The 16168-nt window shown below is 52.4% G+C and carries 14 protein-coding genes and 1 tRNA gene; 12 read left to right on the forward strand and 3 right to left on the reverse strand.

The genetic code is table 11. The annotated features are described in order from the left end of the window. Positions 1-31 precede the first annotated feature (31 nt). The 8 genes from HMPREF1249_RS01445 to HMPREF1249_RS01480 all read left to right on the forward strand — a co-directional run bounded on the left by HMPREF1249_RS01445 (position 32) and on the right by HMPREF1249_RS01480 (position 8806). On the forward strand, positions 32-1549 hold the full coding sequence (locus HMPREF1249_RS01445) for a BCCT family transporter (RefSeq protein ID WP_008522100.1): 1518 nt from the start codon (positions 32-34) through the stop codon (positions 1547-1549). A gap of 56 nt (positions 1550-1605) precedes the next feature. Then, complete coding sequence (locus tag HMPREF1249_RS01450) at positions 1606-2580, forward strand: hypothetical protein (protein WP_021775734.1); 975 nt, start codon at positions 1606-1608, stop codon at positions 2578-2580. A gap of 155 nt (positions 2581-2735) precedes the next feature. Beyond that, entirely contained in the window at positions 2736-3077 is a 342-nt protein-coding gene (locus HMPREF1249_RS01455; RefSeq protein WP_021775676.1) for a hypothetical protein, read from the forward strand. Then, the gene (locus tag HMPREF1249_RS01460; RefSeq protein WP_008522103.1) at positions 3067-3402 is read left to right on the forward strand and encodes a cupin domain-containing protein; all 336 of its coding nucleotides are present in this window, start codon (positions 3067-3069) and stop codon (positions 3400-3402) included. The genes HMPREF1249_RS01455 and HMPREF1249_RS01460 overlap by 11 nt, the downstream gene beginning before the upstream one ends. Then, positions 3399-4154, forward strand: coding sequence for a class I SAM-dependent methyltransferase (locus HMPREF1249_RS01465; RefSeq protein ID WP_008522104.1), 756 nt, complete (start codon positions 3399-3401; stop codon positions 4152-4154). The genes HMPREF1249_RS01460 and HMPREF1249_RS01465 overlap by 4 nt, the downstream gene beginning before the upstream one ends. Before the next feature lie 543 nt (positions 4155-4697). After that, positions 4698-5270 (forward strand): TetR/AcrR family transcriptional regulator, encoded by a 573-nt coding sequence (locus HMPREF1249_RS01470; RefSeq protein WP_008522106.1) that lies wholly within the window; start codon positions 4698-4700, stop codon positions 5268-5270. 96 nt (positions 5271-5366) lie between these two features. After that, the gene (locus HMPREF1249_RS01475; protein WP_021775742.1) at positions 5367-7115 is read left to right on the forward strand and encodes an ABC transporter ATP-binding protein; all 1749 of its coding nucleotides are present in this window, start codon (positions 5367-5369) and stop codon (positions 7113-7115) included. Then, positions 7097-8806: an ABC transporter ATP-binding protein gene (locus HMPREF1249_RS01480; protein ID WP_021775733.1), complete on the forward strand. Its 1710-nt coding sequence runs from the start codon at positions 7097-7099 to the stop codon at positions 8804-8806. Before HMPREF1249_RS01475 ends, HMPREF1249_RS01480 begins: the two co-directional genes overlap by 19 nt. A 344-nt stretch (positions 8807-9150) precedes the next feature. Here HMPREF1249_RS01480 and HMPREF1249_RS01485 read toward each other — a convergent pair. Next, positions 9151-9236: transfer RNA gene (locus HMPREF1249_RS01485), tRNA-Leu, on the reverse strand. Positions 9237-9369: 133 nt separating this feature from the next. Here HMPREF1249_RS01485 and HMPREF1249_RS01490 point away from each other — a divergent pair. From HMPREF1249_RS01490 to HMPREF1249_RS07810, 4 genes are all read left to right on the forward strand, one after another. Next, positions 9370-10209 (forward strand): MurR/RpiR family transcriptional regulator, encoded by an 840-nt coding sequence (locus tag HMPREF1249_RS01490; RefSeq protein ID WP_008522423.1) that lies wholly within the window; start codon positions 9370-9372, stop codon positions 10207-10209. Positions 10210-10451: 242 nt separating this feature from the next. Then, complete coding sequence (locus HMPREF1249_RS01495; protein ID WP_081686650.1) at positions 10452-11180, forward strand: aminotransferase class III-fold pyridoxal phosphate-dependent enzyme; 729 nt, start codon at positions 10452-10454, stop codon at positions 11178-11180. 75 nt (positions 11181-11255) lie between these two features. Beyond that, the gene (locus HMPREF1249_RS07805) at positions 11256-12668 is read left to right on the forward strand and encodes a dipeptidase (protein ID WP_021775746.1); all 1413 of its coding nucleotides are present in this window, start codon (positions 11256-11258) and stop codon (positions 12666-12668) included. Further along, a complete protein-coding gene (locus HMPREF1249_RS07810; protein ID WP_008522119.1) occupies positions 12662-13993 on the forward strand; it encodes a C69 family dipeptidase in 1332 nt (443 codons plus the stop codon). Before HMPREF1249_RS07805 ends, HMPREF1249_RS07810 begins: the two co-directional genes overlap by 7 nt. Before the next feature lie 51 nt (positions 13994-14044). Here HMPREF1249_RS07810 and HMPREF1249_RS01505 read toward each other — a convergent pair whose 3' ends face one another. After that, on the reverse strand, positions 14045-14254 hold the full coding sequence (locus HMPREF1249_RS01505) for a hypothetical protein (RefSeq protein ID WP_008522120.1): 210 nt from the start codon (positions 14252-14254) through the stop codon (positions 14045-14047). Positions 14255-14383: 129 nt separating this feature from the next. After that, positions 14384-16165, reverse strand: a complete 1782-nt coding sequence (locus HMPREF1249_RS01510) for an adenine deaminase (RefSeq protein WP_008522435.1) — start codon at positions 16163-16165, stop codon at positions 14384-14386. Positions 16166-16168: the final 3 nt, after the last annotated feature.

The following is a 16168-nucleotide window of genomic DNA, read 5'->3' on the forward strand; positions in this document are numbered from 1 at the left end:
CGGGGCGGAATGCCCATGAAAGGACGATACGATGACAGAACAGCGATCTTCCCGACGGGACAACACGGTCTATTACGTCTCCGTAGGGCTGACCCTCGCCGTCGTCGCGTGGGGGCTTCTGGCTCCTCAGCACTTCGGCCGCTTTGCGTCCGGGCTTTTCAACAGCCTGACCGACGGATTCGGTTGGGGCTATCTGCTTTGCATGAACGCGTTTGTCGCGTTCTGCATCTACGTTGGAATGAGCAAATGGGGTTCTGTGAGGCTTGGCCCGGCCGACAGCCGGCCAGAGTTCAGCACGCTCAGCTGGTTTGCTATGCTCTTTTCCGCCGGCATGGGCGTCGGGCTCGTGTTTTACGGCGCCGCCGAACCTCTGACCTACCTGATGAACCCGCCGTTTGGCGCCGCGCCGGGAAGCGCCGAGGCGGCACGGCAGGCCATGCAGACGGCGTTCTTCCACTGGGGGCTTCACCCGTGGGCCGGGTACGCGGTCATCGCCATGCCGCTGGGGTACCTGCAGTTTAGGTACAACGCGCCGGGTCTCATCAGCTCCATCTTTATCCCGCTGGTGGGCGAAAAGGCCGTCCGCGGGGCGTTCGGAAAAATCGTCGACATCTTGGCGATCTTCGCCACGCTTGCCGGCATCACCACGTCGCTGGGACTTGGAACGCTCCAGCTGAACAGCGGCATGGCGGGGCTTTGGGGGCTGTCGAAGAGCACCTTCGTTCAGATCTTCATCATCGCCGTGCTCGGACTGTTTTACACCGGCAGCGCCGCGCTCGGCATTGACAAAGGCATCAAGCGGGTAGCCGACTTCAACTTGGCGTGCTGCGCCTTCCTGATGATCGTCCTGCTTGTTCTTGGCCCGACGATCACCATTTTGAACACGCTGGTTACGGGAGTTGGCGACTACCTGTCCCACCTGATTTCTCAGAGTTTCGACATCAACTCGTACGACGGAAAGTACATGACCCATCTCAAGAACTGGACGCTGTACTATTGGGCGTGGTGGATAGCTTGGGCGCCCTTCGTCGGCTCGTTCATCGCCCGGATTTCGCGGGGCCGGACGCTTCGTCAGTTCGTCGGCGGCGTACTGGTTATCCCCGCGCTGGGAAGCTTCACGTGGTTCGCCATTTTCGGCGGTGCGGCGCTTCACCTGCAGATCGTGCAGGGAATCGACATCGCCGGCGAAACCCTGAAAGACATCTCGGTGGGCGCGTTCGCGCTGTTCAGGTATTACCCGATGGGCATGGTGCTTTCATGCGTCATGCTGGTGCTGATCACCACGTTCTTTGTCACCAGCGCCAACTCGGGCACCTACGTGCTTTCCATGTACAGCACCCACGGCGATCTGACGCCGCCCAAATCGCGCATGGTCGTCTGGGGCGCCGCCATGGCGGTTCTCGCGATCGTGCTGCTCATGACCGGCGGTCTGCAGAACCTGCAGACAGTTTCTTTGACCGCCGCGCCGCCTTTTGCGGTGATCATGGTCTTTGCCTGCATCTCGCTGATGAAAAAACTCTCGGCCGACCAAAAGGCCGGAAAGCTGTAGCGCATGGGGCGGGCCAATCGGTCCGCCTCTTGCCGCCGGAAGAAAGGAGCGAAGAAATGAGCGAAGCCGCCGAGACGCTGCTGTTGGCTTTCACCGCCGAGTCGTGCGTCCACGATGCCGAAACGCTGTCGCTGAGCGGAGAAGAAGACGCCCAAAACCGGCTGGACGAAGCGGCCTCGCTCGGCTTCGTTCGCCCTCACGGGCTGGGGTGGGTCTTGACCGACATGGGGCGGCGAAAGCGCGGAGAGCTGGCCTCTGAGCTCGGACTGCCGCCGGAGCGGTCCGGAAATTTCTGCGACCCCGGACGGCTGGAAGGGCTGAGGATCGGCCTGCTTCTCGGCAGGGCAACCCAAAAGTGGCAGGCCCTCTACGAGTTCAAAGCGCCGGCCGAACTGCCCCTTGCCGCCCTCGTGACGCCGGGATACTCGGCGAAGGGCGGAAAATACCGGGTCGCTTGGCCTTCCAGCCTCCCTTGGCGCCGGATCGCCGAGCTTTGTCCCCGCTGGGACGGACAGGGCAAGCCGCCCGTCGCGTCCCGATGGAACAGAGTCGGCGCTCCCGCCGGAACGATGAGGCTGGACGCGCTCGGGCTCTTTTATTCGGACCACCGCCACTACTCCGACAGGCCTCACGCCCGAAGCGACAAACTGGGAATGATCAACGCCGAACGGATCTTCGCCTTCGCGGACATTCGCTCAGCCGAAGACGTCTACTCCCGGCTGGGCCTGCTCGGACAGGCGCTCGCGACGCAGCGGCTCGTCGAAAACCCCGTGTACTTTGACTTTGACGAGGACTTTTACGAGCCGTGGAACATCGCCCTGTTCGTGACGAGCCGGGACGAAGGGGCACGGGACTTGGCGCGGATCCTTCAGCCCCAAGCGTCCCGCCTCGCCGAAGGCCTGTCGCCGATCATGGTCTCTCTCGTCTCGCTCGAAACCCTCCGGCGGTACGACCGGACCTTCCCGAGCCACTACGACCTGTGGGGCGAAGGGCTGATTCACGTGACCGACTATGACACCCCCACGAACTGACGGCAAAAAGAGCGGATTCAATCGGGCTGGCAGACGCCAGCCCGATTAACTTTCTTTGGCCTCGAAAAACGGCGGACTTTCATCAGCGGTTGCCCAGGCAACCGCGCGGGAAAGCAGAGCAAGGTAGACTGATTTTGAAAAAGGAGGGCTGACTCATGCTGAAAATAGCCGAAAACCAAAAAATCAGTTGCGCCGCCCTGCTCCCTTCCGGCCCCGGACGGGTCATCAGCCAGAGCCTGTGGGACGGGGAAAGCGCCCGGATCGCGGTCTACGCCCTCGGCGCGGGCGAAACGATCGGGTCGGAACGCCACTTCGCCGTTCACCTGATCGTTCCCTTGACCGGCTCGGTCCAAGTCGCCGGGGAGACAGGTGAAGCGAGCCTTCGGCCCGGAGACCTCTGGGCCGTCCCGGACGGCACGGCCTACCAAATCGGAAGCGAAGCCGGCGCGACCGTACTCGTCGCCGCCTTAAAGGAGGAAAAAGAAGATGCTCATTAAAAACGTCCCGCACAATCAGGTTCTCGACATGGCGAAGGTGCTGACCGCCGGCAAAGGGCAGGTGTCCAACCTCACGCTCGTCGCCCGGCCCGACCTGACATTGTGCTTCATGACCGTCGCCGCCGGGGAGAAAATCAGCGCCCACAGCGCACCCGGCGACGCGCTGGCTCATATCCTCTCCGGCGAAGCAGAAATCACCGTCGGGGAGACCGTCCACCGCCTCAAGGCCGGACAGGCCATCGTCATGCCCCAAGGCGTCCCGCACAGCCTCTCGACGCAGGGGGGCTTCTCGATGATCCTGACCCTCGTCAAGGAGCCGGCATGACCGGGCCGGTCAAAGAAGTCGGGCACGTCTTTCTGGCCCGGCTGGGCAAAAAACGCCTTCGCCCTGGCGGCAAAACGGCCACCAACTGGCTGATGGCAAAGGCCGCACCGAAAGCCGGCGAAGACGTCTTGGAAGTGGCGTGCAATCAGGGAACGACCCTGCTCGAGCTGGCGCGGCTCGGCTGTCGGACGACCGGCTTGGACATGGACGCCTCCGCCCTAGAGAAAGCGCGGGCCAACCTAGCCGCCGCCGGCTTTGAAAAAAGCGTCACCCTCGTGAAGGGCGACGCCCGCCGCCTGCCGTTTCCCGACGGATCGTTTGACCTGATCGTCAACGAAGCCATGCTCACCATGCTGGGCCCGACGAGCCGGAAAGAGGCTCTGAAAGAATATTTCCGGGTTCTGCGTCCCGGCGGCCGGCTGGCGACCCACGACGTCGCGCTGCTGGAACCCGACAGACAGATAGGGCCTGAACTGGGCCGAGCCATCAACGCCTGCGTCTACCCCGAAACGGCCGAAGAGTGGAAACGGCAGATGGAAGAAGCCGGCTTTGAGACGGTTGAGACCGAGCTGTTCGAGTTCTCCCTCATGACGCCGCTAGGTATGCTCCGGGACGAAGGACTGTTTGGAACTCTGAAAATACGGCTTCGCGCCGCCCACCCGGAGAATCGGGAATTTTTCACCCAGATGAAAACGTACTTTGACTCTAACAAAGAGATGTTGAGGGCCATCGCCGTCGTCAGCCGCAAATAATGAAGCGGTCCGGAAGGGATATTCCCTTCCGGACCGCTTCATTGTCGCTCTCGTTGAGCCGCCGTGCGCTGCTGCCTTGCTGTCGGCGATAAAAAGCAATTTCTCAGCAAAGAGGATCAAACTCATAACCAAGATCGTTCGTCACAACTCAAGTGGCGAAAGGCCTTTCAAAGGGGCGGCCATAAAAGATAACGGCGTGGACGTCTTCGCTGGATCAGATTCTTTGTGCGCTGTCCTAAAACATAGCGCCAATTAGGCCGCCGATGGTGTAAAGAATGATTGAAAGGCTGGGTTCGAGAAGCGCGGTTTGTCTCACGCTCGGTCAAAGACTAAAAGAAGTTATTCGATGGCTTGAGGCCGGTCGTCTGTACGGAGCCGCTAAAAAGCCTCGGTCCGTAACCGGCGGATCATCGCGCCCTGCTCATTTTCGCAAAAAGCAAAAACGCTTCGGCAGAGCTTGTTTTTTCTCGAACTTGACAAAAGCAAATTTTAATTTAATATTAAATTACTATTCATTTTAGGGAGGGGACGGCGCAGGGGACGATGGCTCAAGTTTTGAAAGATGAGGTTCGGAGCAGGATACTGACCGCGGCCGAAGCGGTCTTTTACGAGAAAGACTACAGAAGCGCGAAGCTGACTGAAATTGCGGACAGAGCGGAGGTCCCGGTGGCGCTTATATACACCTACTTTAAGAACAAAGAAGACCTGTTTGACACGATCGTTGATTCGGTGTACGTCAATTTTGAGTCCGCCCTCAGCGAAGAGGAGGCGTTAAAGGACGGGGCCGCGTCAGAGCGATTCAACCAAGTTGGAGAAAGGTATATTCACGAGCTCATTCGGGAACGAAAGAAACTGATCATTCTCATGGATAACAGCTCGGGCACAAAGCACGAGAAAGCCAAAAGCGAGCTGATTCAACAAATTCAAAAGCATATTGAGCTGGGTCTCAGGAGACAGTCCAAAGAGGAATATGATCCGATGCTCGCTCACATCTTAGCAAGCAACTTCACAGAAGGGCTGCTTGAAATCGCTCGGCACTACCAAAGCGAACGATGGGCCGGAAACATGCTGAGGACCTTGGCGAAGTGTTACTACAAAGGGGTCGAATCGCTCTAGGGCTTTAAAGGCTTTGCCGTTAGGGCAAAGCCTCCTTTTAACCCCTTATATTGAATTATCATTCAATATTATTTTGTTTTTGAGAGGAGTGCGCCGATGGGTGAAAAAGAGTTAAGAAGCAAAACAGTTGGGGATCAGCGGCTTTCTAATGTCCTGCTCACGTTAAAAATAACAGCCGATCTCATACCGCAGCTGGTAGTCGTGTATTTGATTACTGGACTGATAGAGAATAGCGCGTTGGTCAAGGTCGGAGATGTTTTGAGGGTTATTTTGACGTCGTATTGCTTCAAGACGGTCTTTTTTTATTTGTCGACGCGGATTGCTCACCAAAATGCATATGAAAAACTGACCGAACTGAGAATCGCGGCCGTTGACCATTTAAAAAAGCTTAACCTTGGTTTTTTCAAGGAACACACGGTTGGTGAACTGACAAACATTATTCAGCACGACGTTGAGCAAGTAGAAATTTATCTGGCGCACGGCCTGCCGGAAATCATGTCTGCGACGCTTTTGCCTGCGTTCATTTTTATTGCCATGCTTTTTGTAAACTATCGCCTCGCCTTCGGCATGATCATCGGCGTGCCGCTCATGTACTTGGTCAAGGTGTCCTCTCAAGAGGTGATGAAGAAAAATTTCAGCGTCTATTTCGAACACGAAAGCCGAATGAGAGAAGAGCTGATGGAGTATGTGAAAAATATCGCCGTCATCAAGGCTTTCGCCAAAGAGGAAGCGATCAGCGCGCGGACGTTAAAGACAGCGGATGAATATATTTATTGGGTTAAAAAGAGCATGAAGACCGTGACGATACCGATGGGACTGGTTGATATATTCATGGAAATCGGCGTCGTGGTCGTGATGATTTGGGGAAGCGTCATGCTGCGCCTAGGAGAAATCTCGACGGCGCGTTTTATTCTGGCAATTATTCTGTCCGGGGCTTTCACAGCGTCGATTAGTAAAACCGCGACGCTCCATCACTTTTCTATTGTCTTCAACGAAGCGCTGAAAGGGATTGGCAAAGTGCTGTCGGCGAAAGTATCAGAGAAAAAGAAGGCATCGGGCCTTGAATTTGGGGATATAGAATTCAAAAACGTGAATTTTACATACGGCAGCAAGGACTTTGAGCTTCGGGATATCAATCTGCGTTTCAGGAAAAACAGCGTGAACGCGTTTGTAGGAGCCAGCGGCTGCGGCAAGACGACGGTTTCAAATCTGCTCATGGGCTTTTGGGACGTCGATTCGGGGAGCATAAAAATTGGCGGTAAAGATATAAGCCAATACAGCCAGGAGAGCATTTCAGAGCTGATAGGGAGCGTACAGCAGGACGTCGTCCTCTTCGACCTGACGCTCTTTGAAAATATTGCGATCGGGAAAGAGGGAGCCACAAAAGAGGAGGTCGTCGAAGCCGCCAAGAAAGCCAAGTGCCACGAGTTTATTGCCAACTTGCCCAATGGTTATGACACAAAGATAGGAGAAATGGGCGTCAAACTGTCCGGCGGCCAGAAACAGCGAATTTCGATTGCGAGAATGATACTGAAAAACGCTCCTATTTTGATTCTGGATGAAGCGATGGCCGCAGTAGACAGCCAAAACGAGAAACTGATCAGCGAGGCGATCGCCGAACTCAGCAAAGGTAAAACTGTCATCACGATAGCGCATCATTTAAACACGATAAGGGCTTCCGATCAGATCATCGTCATGGACAAAGGGAAAGTCGTTGCATCAGGAACTCATGATGGACTGTTGAGCACTTGCCGCACCTATCGGAAAATGGACGAAGCGCAGAACAAAGTTGACCGCTGGAACTTGAGGGATACGGAGGGGCAGAAATGTTTCGGGAAATATTGAACCTGCTCACAAGAGAGGGCAGAAAGGACCTTTTCTTGGCCAGCCTGTTCTTTACTTTTTACGGACTATGTTCTATTGGCATGGTTGTGGCCGTATTTGCCCTGCTTTTTAAAATAATGAACGGCGCTGGTATTCGGGAGCTTTATCCGTTCTTTTTTGCTATCGGCTTTCTGGTATTGTGTAAAGGCTGCTTCAACATGGCCGCTGATCTGAAAAAACACTGTGCAGGGTTTGACATTGTTCAGCAGATTCGAGCTCGGATGATCGTCAAGCTTAAAAAATTCAGCCTTGGTTTCTACACGAATGAAAGGCTCGGCGAGGTCAACACGATTCTGCACAAGGACGTCGACAACATGTCCCTTGTCGTGGGGCACATGTGGTCTAGGATGTTTGGCGACTTCTTCATCGGTGCCATCAGTTTCGCTGTGCTTGCTTGTCTCAATTTGAAACAGGCGGCGATTATGGCAGCTCCTGTCCCGGTCGCTCTTGTTTTCCTGTACGCGTCGATTCAACAGTCGAAAGCGGCAGAAAACGAAAACAACGCGGCGCTCCTTGATATGGTCAGCTTGTTTGTGGAATATGTGAGGGGAATCCAAGTATTAAAAAGTTTTTCCAACAACAAGAGCCTAGAAAATGACTTGGCCTGCAAGACAAAACGATTCGGAGAAACGAGCAAAAAGGCCAGTCGGACAAAGGCGAGACAGTTGGCGGTTTTCTGCTTCCTTCTCGATATGGCCTACCTTCTTTTGATTGCCTCGGGAGCGCTGTTTGTACTTCGCGGCGAGATGAGCGCTTTTGATTTTATTATTTTTGCCGTCGTTTCAAGAGAGTTTTATAAGCCGTTTTCCTCTATGGAAGGGTACTATATGTACTACATTTCCGCAGCTGACAGTTACCAGCGGTTGGGGAAATTTCTCTGCGCGGGGGTGATTCCCGATCGGGCTGACGGACCGATCCCAAAGCGTAACGACATTGTATTTAATAATATTGAGTTCTCGTATGGCCAAGAAGAATTCAAAATACAGAACTTGAGCTTTACCATCCCTGAGAAGTCGATGACAGCCCTCGTTGGAGAGTCGGGAAGCGGTAAGACGACCGTCACAAACTTGCTTCTGAGATTTTATGACGTAACGAAAGGGAGCATTGCACTTGGCGGAATAGATATTAGAGAGATACCGTATGATGAGCTTTTGGATCGAATGAGCATCGTCATGCAGAACGTTCAGCTTTTTGACGGCACGATTGAAGAGAATATCCGAATCGGTAAGAAAAACGCGCCGTTGGAAGGGATCGTGGAAGCCTGTAAAAAGGCGAGGATACATGACTTTATCATGCAGCTGCCGCAGGGATACCAAACGCCTATCGGCGAGAACGGCGGCTTGCTCTCAGGCGGACAGCGTCAGCGCTTGTCAATAGCCAGAGCGTTTTTAAAAGACGCTCCAATCTTGATTCTGGATGAGATGACGAGCAACGTTGACCCAATTAACGAGTCAATGATCCAAGATGCCATCGCCCGCCTTGCAGAAAATCGGACAGTCCTCGTTATAGCTCATCATCTGAAAACGATCCGTCATGCCGACCAGATCATGGTATTTAAGAAAGGTGAGCTTCTCGAACAAGGCGTCCATGAGAACCTCTTGAAAAACTCTTCTTACTATGCAAAGTTGTGGTCAGCCCAGTTCGACGCATAACGCTCATATCGTTTGCGCGGTCAAACAGACGCGGTACGAACGGTGAATGACGTTCAAGAAGGGGCAGGGATCCAACGGTTGAGTTCGAACGCCCTGCACAACGAAGAGGGTTCTTTTTTGAGCTGGTCTGCTGCCGTTTAGCTGTTGCGCAAAGAGTTCAAAGCGGTCCGGAAGGGGATACACCCTTCCGGACCGCTTTATCGGGCGGCTTGCGTATGGCGGCGGTTTCAAACAGCCTGTTCGGCCCGAAGGCCAACGGCAGAATCGGTGAAGAATCGGCGTGAGAATTGGCGAGGCCACAAGAAAGGCGTGTCCACTGTACAGTGGACACGCCTGTTGTTTGCTGGTGCCAGAGGCGGGACTCGAACCCGCACACCGTCGCCGGCGGAGGATTTTGAGTCCTCTGCGTCTACCATTCCGCCACTCTGGCGCGACGTGCGCCGCAAAGGGCGCGAACCTTCATGAGCGGTATTTTATCATGTTTCCTTTTAGAAAGCCACAAATTAGTGAAAGCTTTTCTAAGGACTTTTGTGATATATTACCGGCGAAAGGTGGAGAAAATCATGGTGAAGATTTTAGAGGAACTGCGTCGGAGTTTTTCCACGTTGTCCCGATCACAGAAGAAAATCGCGACGTATATTTTAGAAAATCCAACAACCGTTGCATTTATGACCGCCCAGCAGTTAGCAGAACAATCTGGCACAAGTGAAGCAACGGTTGTTCGTTTTGCACGAGCCGTCGGTCTAGAAGGGTTCCCCAATCTAAAAAGTAAGCTCCAATCATGCGTTGAAGATCGACTTACAGCGGCTGAACGGCTGGAAAGCTACCGCACAATCGGTAAAAAGGCAAACTTGGTGCAAAATGTAATAAGTCAAGATCTTGATAAAGAAACGCTTCCTTATATTAACATTGAAGATTCTTCAATCGTCGCTTTGTCCAAAGTTATCTGTTCTGCCCCACAAGTTTATCTTATTGGGTTACGAAGCGCGAGAGCCTTAATAGAATATCTTGTGGCGTACCTGTCATGGTTTTTGCCGAATATCGTACCATTAGCGGGGGATAGCTTTACTGAATCGTTAGGGTTGGCAGATAAATCGAGCTTAGTTCTGGGGATTAGCTTCCCGCGTTACACGCAACTCACCATTGATTGCTTGTCTTTTGCGCATGATCAGGGATTTCTCACCGCTTCTATCACGGACTCTGAAAAAAGTCCCTTGGCAAAAGTATCAGACTATCATCTTTTTGTCCCATGCAGTCATCTAGCATTTATTGATTCGCTAGTGCTGCCAATGTGTGCCATTAACGCGTTGCTTTTACAGATCGTTGAGTGCTTGGGCGGAGAGGCTCAAGAACGTCTGTTGCACTTAGAGGCTCTTTGGAAGCGCGCAGGAACGTATCATTAAGTTGTTGATAATGTCGGCCTGTTGAGGCCGACATTTTTCGTCTATGCCAATTTAGCGGGGTAAAAAAACTAGCGCTTGACAGACCAAGCGCTTTATTTAAAATAAGATATGAAGGAAATATTTCATTTAGTATTCGACTAAAGGGCATTTCACGAGAAAAAGTGCGTAATTTGAACTATAAAACACACTATTTAAACTAAAAAGAAATATTTAATTCAAATATAGTGAAGGAGGAGATAAGAATGGTAGGGCAGCTGTTTCCACGGAGTTTTAAGACAGAGTATTTAACGGCTGTTAGGGGTGAGGGAGTCTATATTTACGACTCTGATGGGCGAAAGTATTTAGACGGGTGCAGCGGGGCGCTGATTTGTAATCTTGGTCACTGTGTTCCAGAAATTTTTCAGGCCATTGTGGATCAGCTGCACAAGATCGAATTTGCCCATACCTCGAGGTGGCGTTCAGAGAGCATAGCTGAAGCTGCCAAAGAGATGGCAAGTTTGGCTCCTGAGGGTATGGACTATGTCTGGTTCACTTGCGGCGGGAGCGAGTCGGTGGAGGCAGCCTTGAAGCTTACAAGGCAATTCTTCGTCGAAAGAGACGGTGGAGAGTCAACAAAACGAATAATTATTTCAAGGTGGAACTCGTATCACGGCAGCACGATAGGAACTATGGGGGTCGGCGGATCTGTTCCGCGCCGTAGGATCTATGCGCCTCTATTCTATTTGGCGTATTCAGGAATGGTAGACTTTGTAAACGCTATATTTTATAGCGGGTCTTTTGCAGGTGTTGTCATGTCTATTATGCCCATTTTTATTTTGAAAAAGGCACGATTGACTGGTGACAGGGAACCGGAGTGGACCTGTGGCGGTTATTACCATCCTGTAATTCAGCTGGCGATATGTGTTCTGTTTTTAGGCGCCGCATTTTATGCGGTTTTTCAGACTTTGGGTCTTTTGCCAGCAGGTTGGTAGAAATAGGCAAGAGTCGGCCGAACAGGCCGACTCTTGCAATAATTTGTCTATTGTCATGTGCGAGGAAGTGACAAAATGTGCTATATGATCCTTGCGGGTAAAAAAGCATGTGAAGGCTCTGCAATTTTCGCCGGTCATAACAACGATTTACAGGGAAACCAAGGAAGCTTATACGAGTTATTGCCAGAAGGGCGCGAGGAACAGAAAATATCGTTGCCTTCAGGCGCAAGTATTGTATTGCCTCCCAATACCTTAGCTTGTCTCATTTTAAAAACATGGCGGGGATATATGGAGGGAGACGCCGTGGCAATAAATCAGGATCTAGTAGCTATAGCCGGCGGCGTAGATTTAGGCGTAGACCGAAATAGACAAGCGGAGTTGGCAGATCCGTTAATAAGTGATGGGGTCTCTGGTGCTGTCAGATATATTGCTCTTGAACAGGCGCATACTGCTCGGGAGTGCGTTCAATTAATTGGAAATTATTATAACCAATATGGTATTTCATATCCATCTGGCGTCGGGGTCGTTGACGCCAATGAAGCGTGGTATATGGAAGCTGGCGGCGGTTCCTGCTGGGCGGCAGTTCGTGTGCCAGATGAATGCTATATGGTGCAAGCAAACGGTTTCCGTATAGGAGAAGTTGACCCAGATGATAAGGAGCATTTTTTATGCTCTCCTGATTTGTTAAAGTTTGCAGAGCAGAAAAAACTGTGGTCCCCAAAAGAAGGGCCATTTAATTTTTCTGTAGCGTTTGGCGGAAAAATGCTTCGGCAGGCTCATACGATGCGGTTTAATCCGCGAAGAGTATGGGGCTGTATGCGGCATTTAAATCCTTCGTTACATTTAGATCCTCAGGCAGAACGGCATCCATTGTTTCTTGAGCCGGAAAGAAAGATATCGGTCTCTGTTTTAAAGGCTCTGCTAAGAGATCAATTTGACGATACAGAATATCAAGCCTTTCCAAAGAGCGGCGGTTATGGAGCAGATCGGCCAGTATGTGTGCCAAGTTGTGTTCATTCAGCAATTATTGAACTTAATAGTCACCTGCCGGTTGGTGCAGGAGGAATAATATGGGGAAGCTTGGCTTCGCCCTCAACGTCTCCTTATGTACCGTGTTATTTAGGGGTGCAGGATCTGCCAGAAGAATTTAAAGTCAGCAGTCCAACATATGACGCGGGGTCTGCCTTTTGGCATTTTAGGAGCCTTTCTAATCTATCTATGGTTAACCCGCAGGAGCTAGTTCCAGTCATTCAAGCTCAGTGGAAATTATTCGAGGATAGGATTCAGCGGGAGCATTTTGATTTACTCAAAAAAATAGAGCCCCTCCAACAAGATAACGGACATGAGCGACTTAGGATGCTATCAAGCTCAACGCAGAATTTTTTTGATGAGTCACTTGTAAAGTGCAAAGAAATTGAGGGATTTTTGCAGACAGAAATTGCAAAGGATATTCACAGAATATTTTCTGTCAGTGAACTGTCATGGTAGTCATTATAACGATTCTTCTAGCCATATTTATCTTGTCACTCTTCCACTGTCAGGCTCAGGCTTGTACAACGATCTTGATTGGAGCAAATTTAACTGAAGATAATGTTATTATGCACGGACACATTGAAGACATGGGAATAAATGCGGAAGGAGAGATCTGGCATACAGAAGAAACAAATTGGGAGAGTGGAAAGGAAATTGCGGTGCCCTATGTGAAAATAAGTCAGCCGGAAAAGACTATTGCATACTGGGCGTCCGGTAACAGTTTAGGAACTTCTGGATTAGGCATAGACAACAGTTTAGAATCTTATAACTCAGTTTTAGTGGGAGTTAATCAGTGCGGCGTTTGTGTCTCTTGTAACTGGTGCTATTCCCGCGAACAGGTTTGCGAAAGACAAGGCATTAGAAGATATGCTTTGCGCCAACTCATTTTAGAAAGGGCGCACTCAGCATATCAAGGAGTATTGTTGTTGGGCGAGTTTATGAATCAATGGGGCCAGGCGGATTGGAATGGGTTGTTGTTTGCAATCTCTGATGCTCGAGAAGGGTGGATAGTCGAAATTACAACGAAACACTGGGTAGCTCGAAGAGTTCGTGATGATGAAATTTTTGTCGCAGCTAATCGGTTTACGATTGGAAGAGACTTCGACCTAGGGTCTTGCGATATTGAAAACTTCTCTATCCAGCAGCAATGGCGTAACGAAGGTGACTTCAGTTTTTGTGCAAGTTATACTTTGCCTGAGAGAGCAGAATCCCCATATGATGTGTTGCGCGAAGAACGGATAAAAGATTATTTAAAGATTCACAAAGGTCGCATTTGTGTCAATCACATTTTGGAAATTTTCCAAGATCGATACGAGGGAACCAAATATTTTCGATTCCCTCGAGAAGATGTCGAACTTTGGGAAAAGACCTGTGAAGAACACAATTTGCCTCGGCCAATCTGTACGAATTTAGCCCAGTCCTTCTTTGTTACAAAAAACGCTCCCGCTGGTAATATTTGTTTTATTGGCTTGGGGACCCCAGGGTATAGTGGCGTTGTTCCTCTTTTACCGAACTCAAAGACTTTGCCGAAAGAGTTTTCGCAGTCAGGAAAAGATAGCGCGTGGTCGGTTTTCAGGAATTTGGGGCTGTTGGCGGATCGTCAGTATTCAGTTCGATCCAGCTATTTAAAAAATGAGTGGCGAAGGATGAATGACTGGACTCAAAAGCAGGCCGCTCAGGCAATAAAAGCTGACGCACGAGAGCAATCAGCACTAACTTTTCAAATAGGAGAAACAGTTCTTGCGACAGCTCAAAAGCTTTTAATGCGTTGGACAGACTAAAATGCTCCGGCTTCACAAAATGTGAAGCCGGAGCATAACTATTATTTTCTCCTATTCGCCTCTCAGGAACCCTTCAGTCCGGCGGGCTTCCCGGTCCAGCTCCAACTGGATCAGCGCCCACTTCTGTTCTTCGGGGCTGAGTTTCCTGAATTCGGCCCACTCGTCGTCAACGATTGGCTCGTCTTCTGCCGGCGGAAGAGGCTCGTCGCGAAGGATCGCCTCTTCATCGTTGGTGCGGTTCCACTGGTCGACGTCTTTCATAGAAAGAACCTCCTTTCGGCTGCAAAGCGTTCCTTTTGGGGCGGCGGGAAGAAAAGCGGCTCTTCTTCCCGCTTTCATTGTAGCGGAGAGAAGAGCCTCTTTCAAGCGCCGTCCGAAGAGGAGGGGGCGTCAGCAGAAGAGGGGCACGAACTCCTGTCGGTCCACGTCGATCATGCCTCGGTCGGAAATTTTTCCGTGGGGTATGACCGGCAGGGCCAGCGACGTGATTCGCATGACCGGGTTTTTGGTGTTCAGCCCCAGACTGCGAAGGACTTCCTTTTGATGCTCAACGGTTGGAATGAGTTTTTCACAGGGCAGCGGCGACAGCAGGCCGAAGATCGGCAGCGGCACGAGTCCGATCAGCTCACCGTCTTTGACGGCGGCATGTCCGCCGCCGCTTTTCATCAGGGCTTCGACGGCGACGAGGGCGTTTTCCGGCCGGTCGTAGACGACGGCCAAGTTGTGGCTGTCGTGGGTGACCGTCGAGGCGACGGCGCCTTCGCGGATGCCGAAGTCCTTGACGACGGCGGTGAACTTCGTCCCCGCGCCGTGCCGGTTGAAGACGGCGGCGAATTTCAGGTCAGGCCGTCCCGACAGATCAACGTATCCGTCGGTCACTTGGACGGTCTCTTCCGTGAGGTCGGTGAGCGACGTGTCAGGCGATTGGTAGCGCAGAACGCGCATTCGGACCTGTTCCCCGGCTCCGGCAGGGGCTGGAATTTTAAAGTTGTCCAAGCTGGGAGCGGTCAGCCGAACGGTGTTCCGCCCTTCGGCTGGGAAGGTTCGGCGCTGGATCGGCTGGGTCAGGCGTCCGTTTTCGGCGACAATTCGGCCGTCGACGATCACAAGGCTTGGCCGGGGGTGGGAGATGTCTTCAACTAGCTGGCAGTCCGCGGCCCAGCCAGGAGCTACGGCCCCTAGGTTGACGAAGCCCAGTTCTCTGGCCGGGTTGAGGGTCGCGCTCCTGATCGCTTGGACAGGCGACAGTCCAGCCTTCACGGCTCGGGCGACGACGTAGTTCATGTGTCCTTGAACGATGAGGTCGTGAGGCTCCCGGTCGTCGGTGCATAAGCTCAGGTCGTCAAGGAACGGGAAATCCTTGACGGCTTCGACAACGGCTGTCACGTTGGTGGACACCGAGCCTTCTCGGGCGTCGACGTGCATGCCCAGCCGGAGTTTTTCGCGGGCTTCCGCGCCGGTGCGCGACTCGTGGTCACTTTGAATGCCCGCGGTCAGGTAGGCGTTGAGCCGTCGACCCGATAAGAACGGCGCGTGTCCCTGAAGGAAGACGCCCCGGCGAAGTCCCGCGTCCAGAATAGCTTCAATTCGCTCGGATCGGTTGATGACGCCGGCGCAGTCCATGACCTCGGCAATGCCTAAGACCCGTTCCATGGAGAGAATAGCTTCTATCTCTTCGGCGCCGAAGCTGGCTCCTGCCCCTTCTAGCTCTGGAACGGCGGGCACGCAGGACGGGGCCATGATGTACTGTCGCTGCGGCAAGTCCCGGCTCGCTTCTACCATGTAAGCGACAGCCTCAAGCCCGCCCACGTTCGCCACTTCGTGCGGGTCGGTGACCAGCGACGTGGTGCCCAGCGGCAAGGTCGTTTCCGCCATGGTGGGCGGGGTGACCATGCTGCTTTCGATGTGCAGGTGGCTGTCGATGAAGCCGGGGATAAGGTACTGGCCCTGGCCGTCGATGACGCGTTTCCCTTCGATGGGGAAAGACGTTCCCAGCCTGTCAGGGTCGGCGCTGACGGCGGCGAAAAAACCGTCCAAGATGCCGACGTCGGCCGGGTAAATCTCTCCGGTTAAGCAGTTGACCAGCTGCACGTGAGCTATAACTAAGTCACAGGGAATGATTCCTCTAGCGGCCTCGGAAAGACGTCGCCTACTTGGCGGTTCAATTCGCATAGA

Origin of the sequence: Jonquetella sp. BV3C21, assembly GCF_000468895.1 — a bacterium.
In the GTDB taxonomy this organism is placed as follows: domain Bacteria; phylum Synergistota; class Synergistia; order Synergistales; family Dethiosulfovibrionaceae; genus Jonquetella; species Jonquetella anthropi.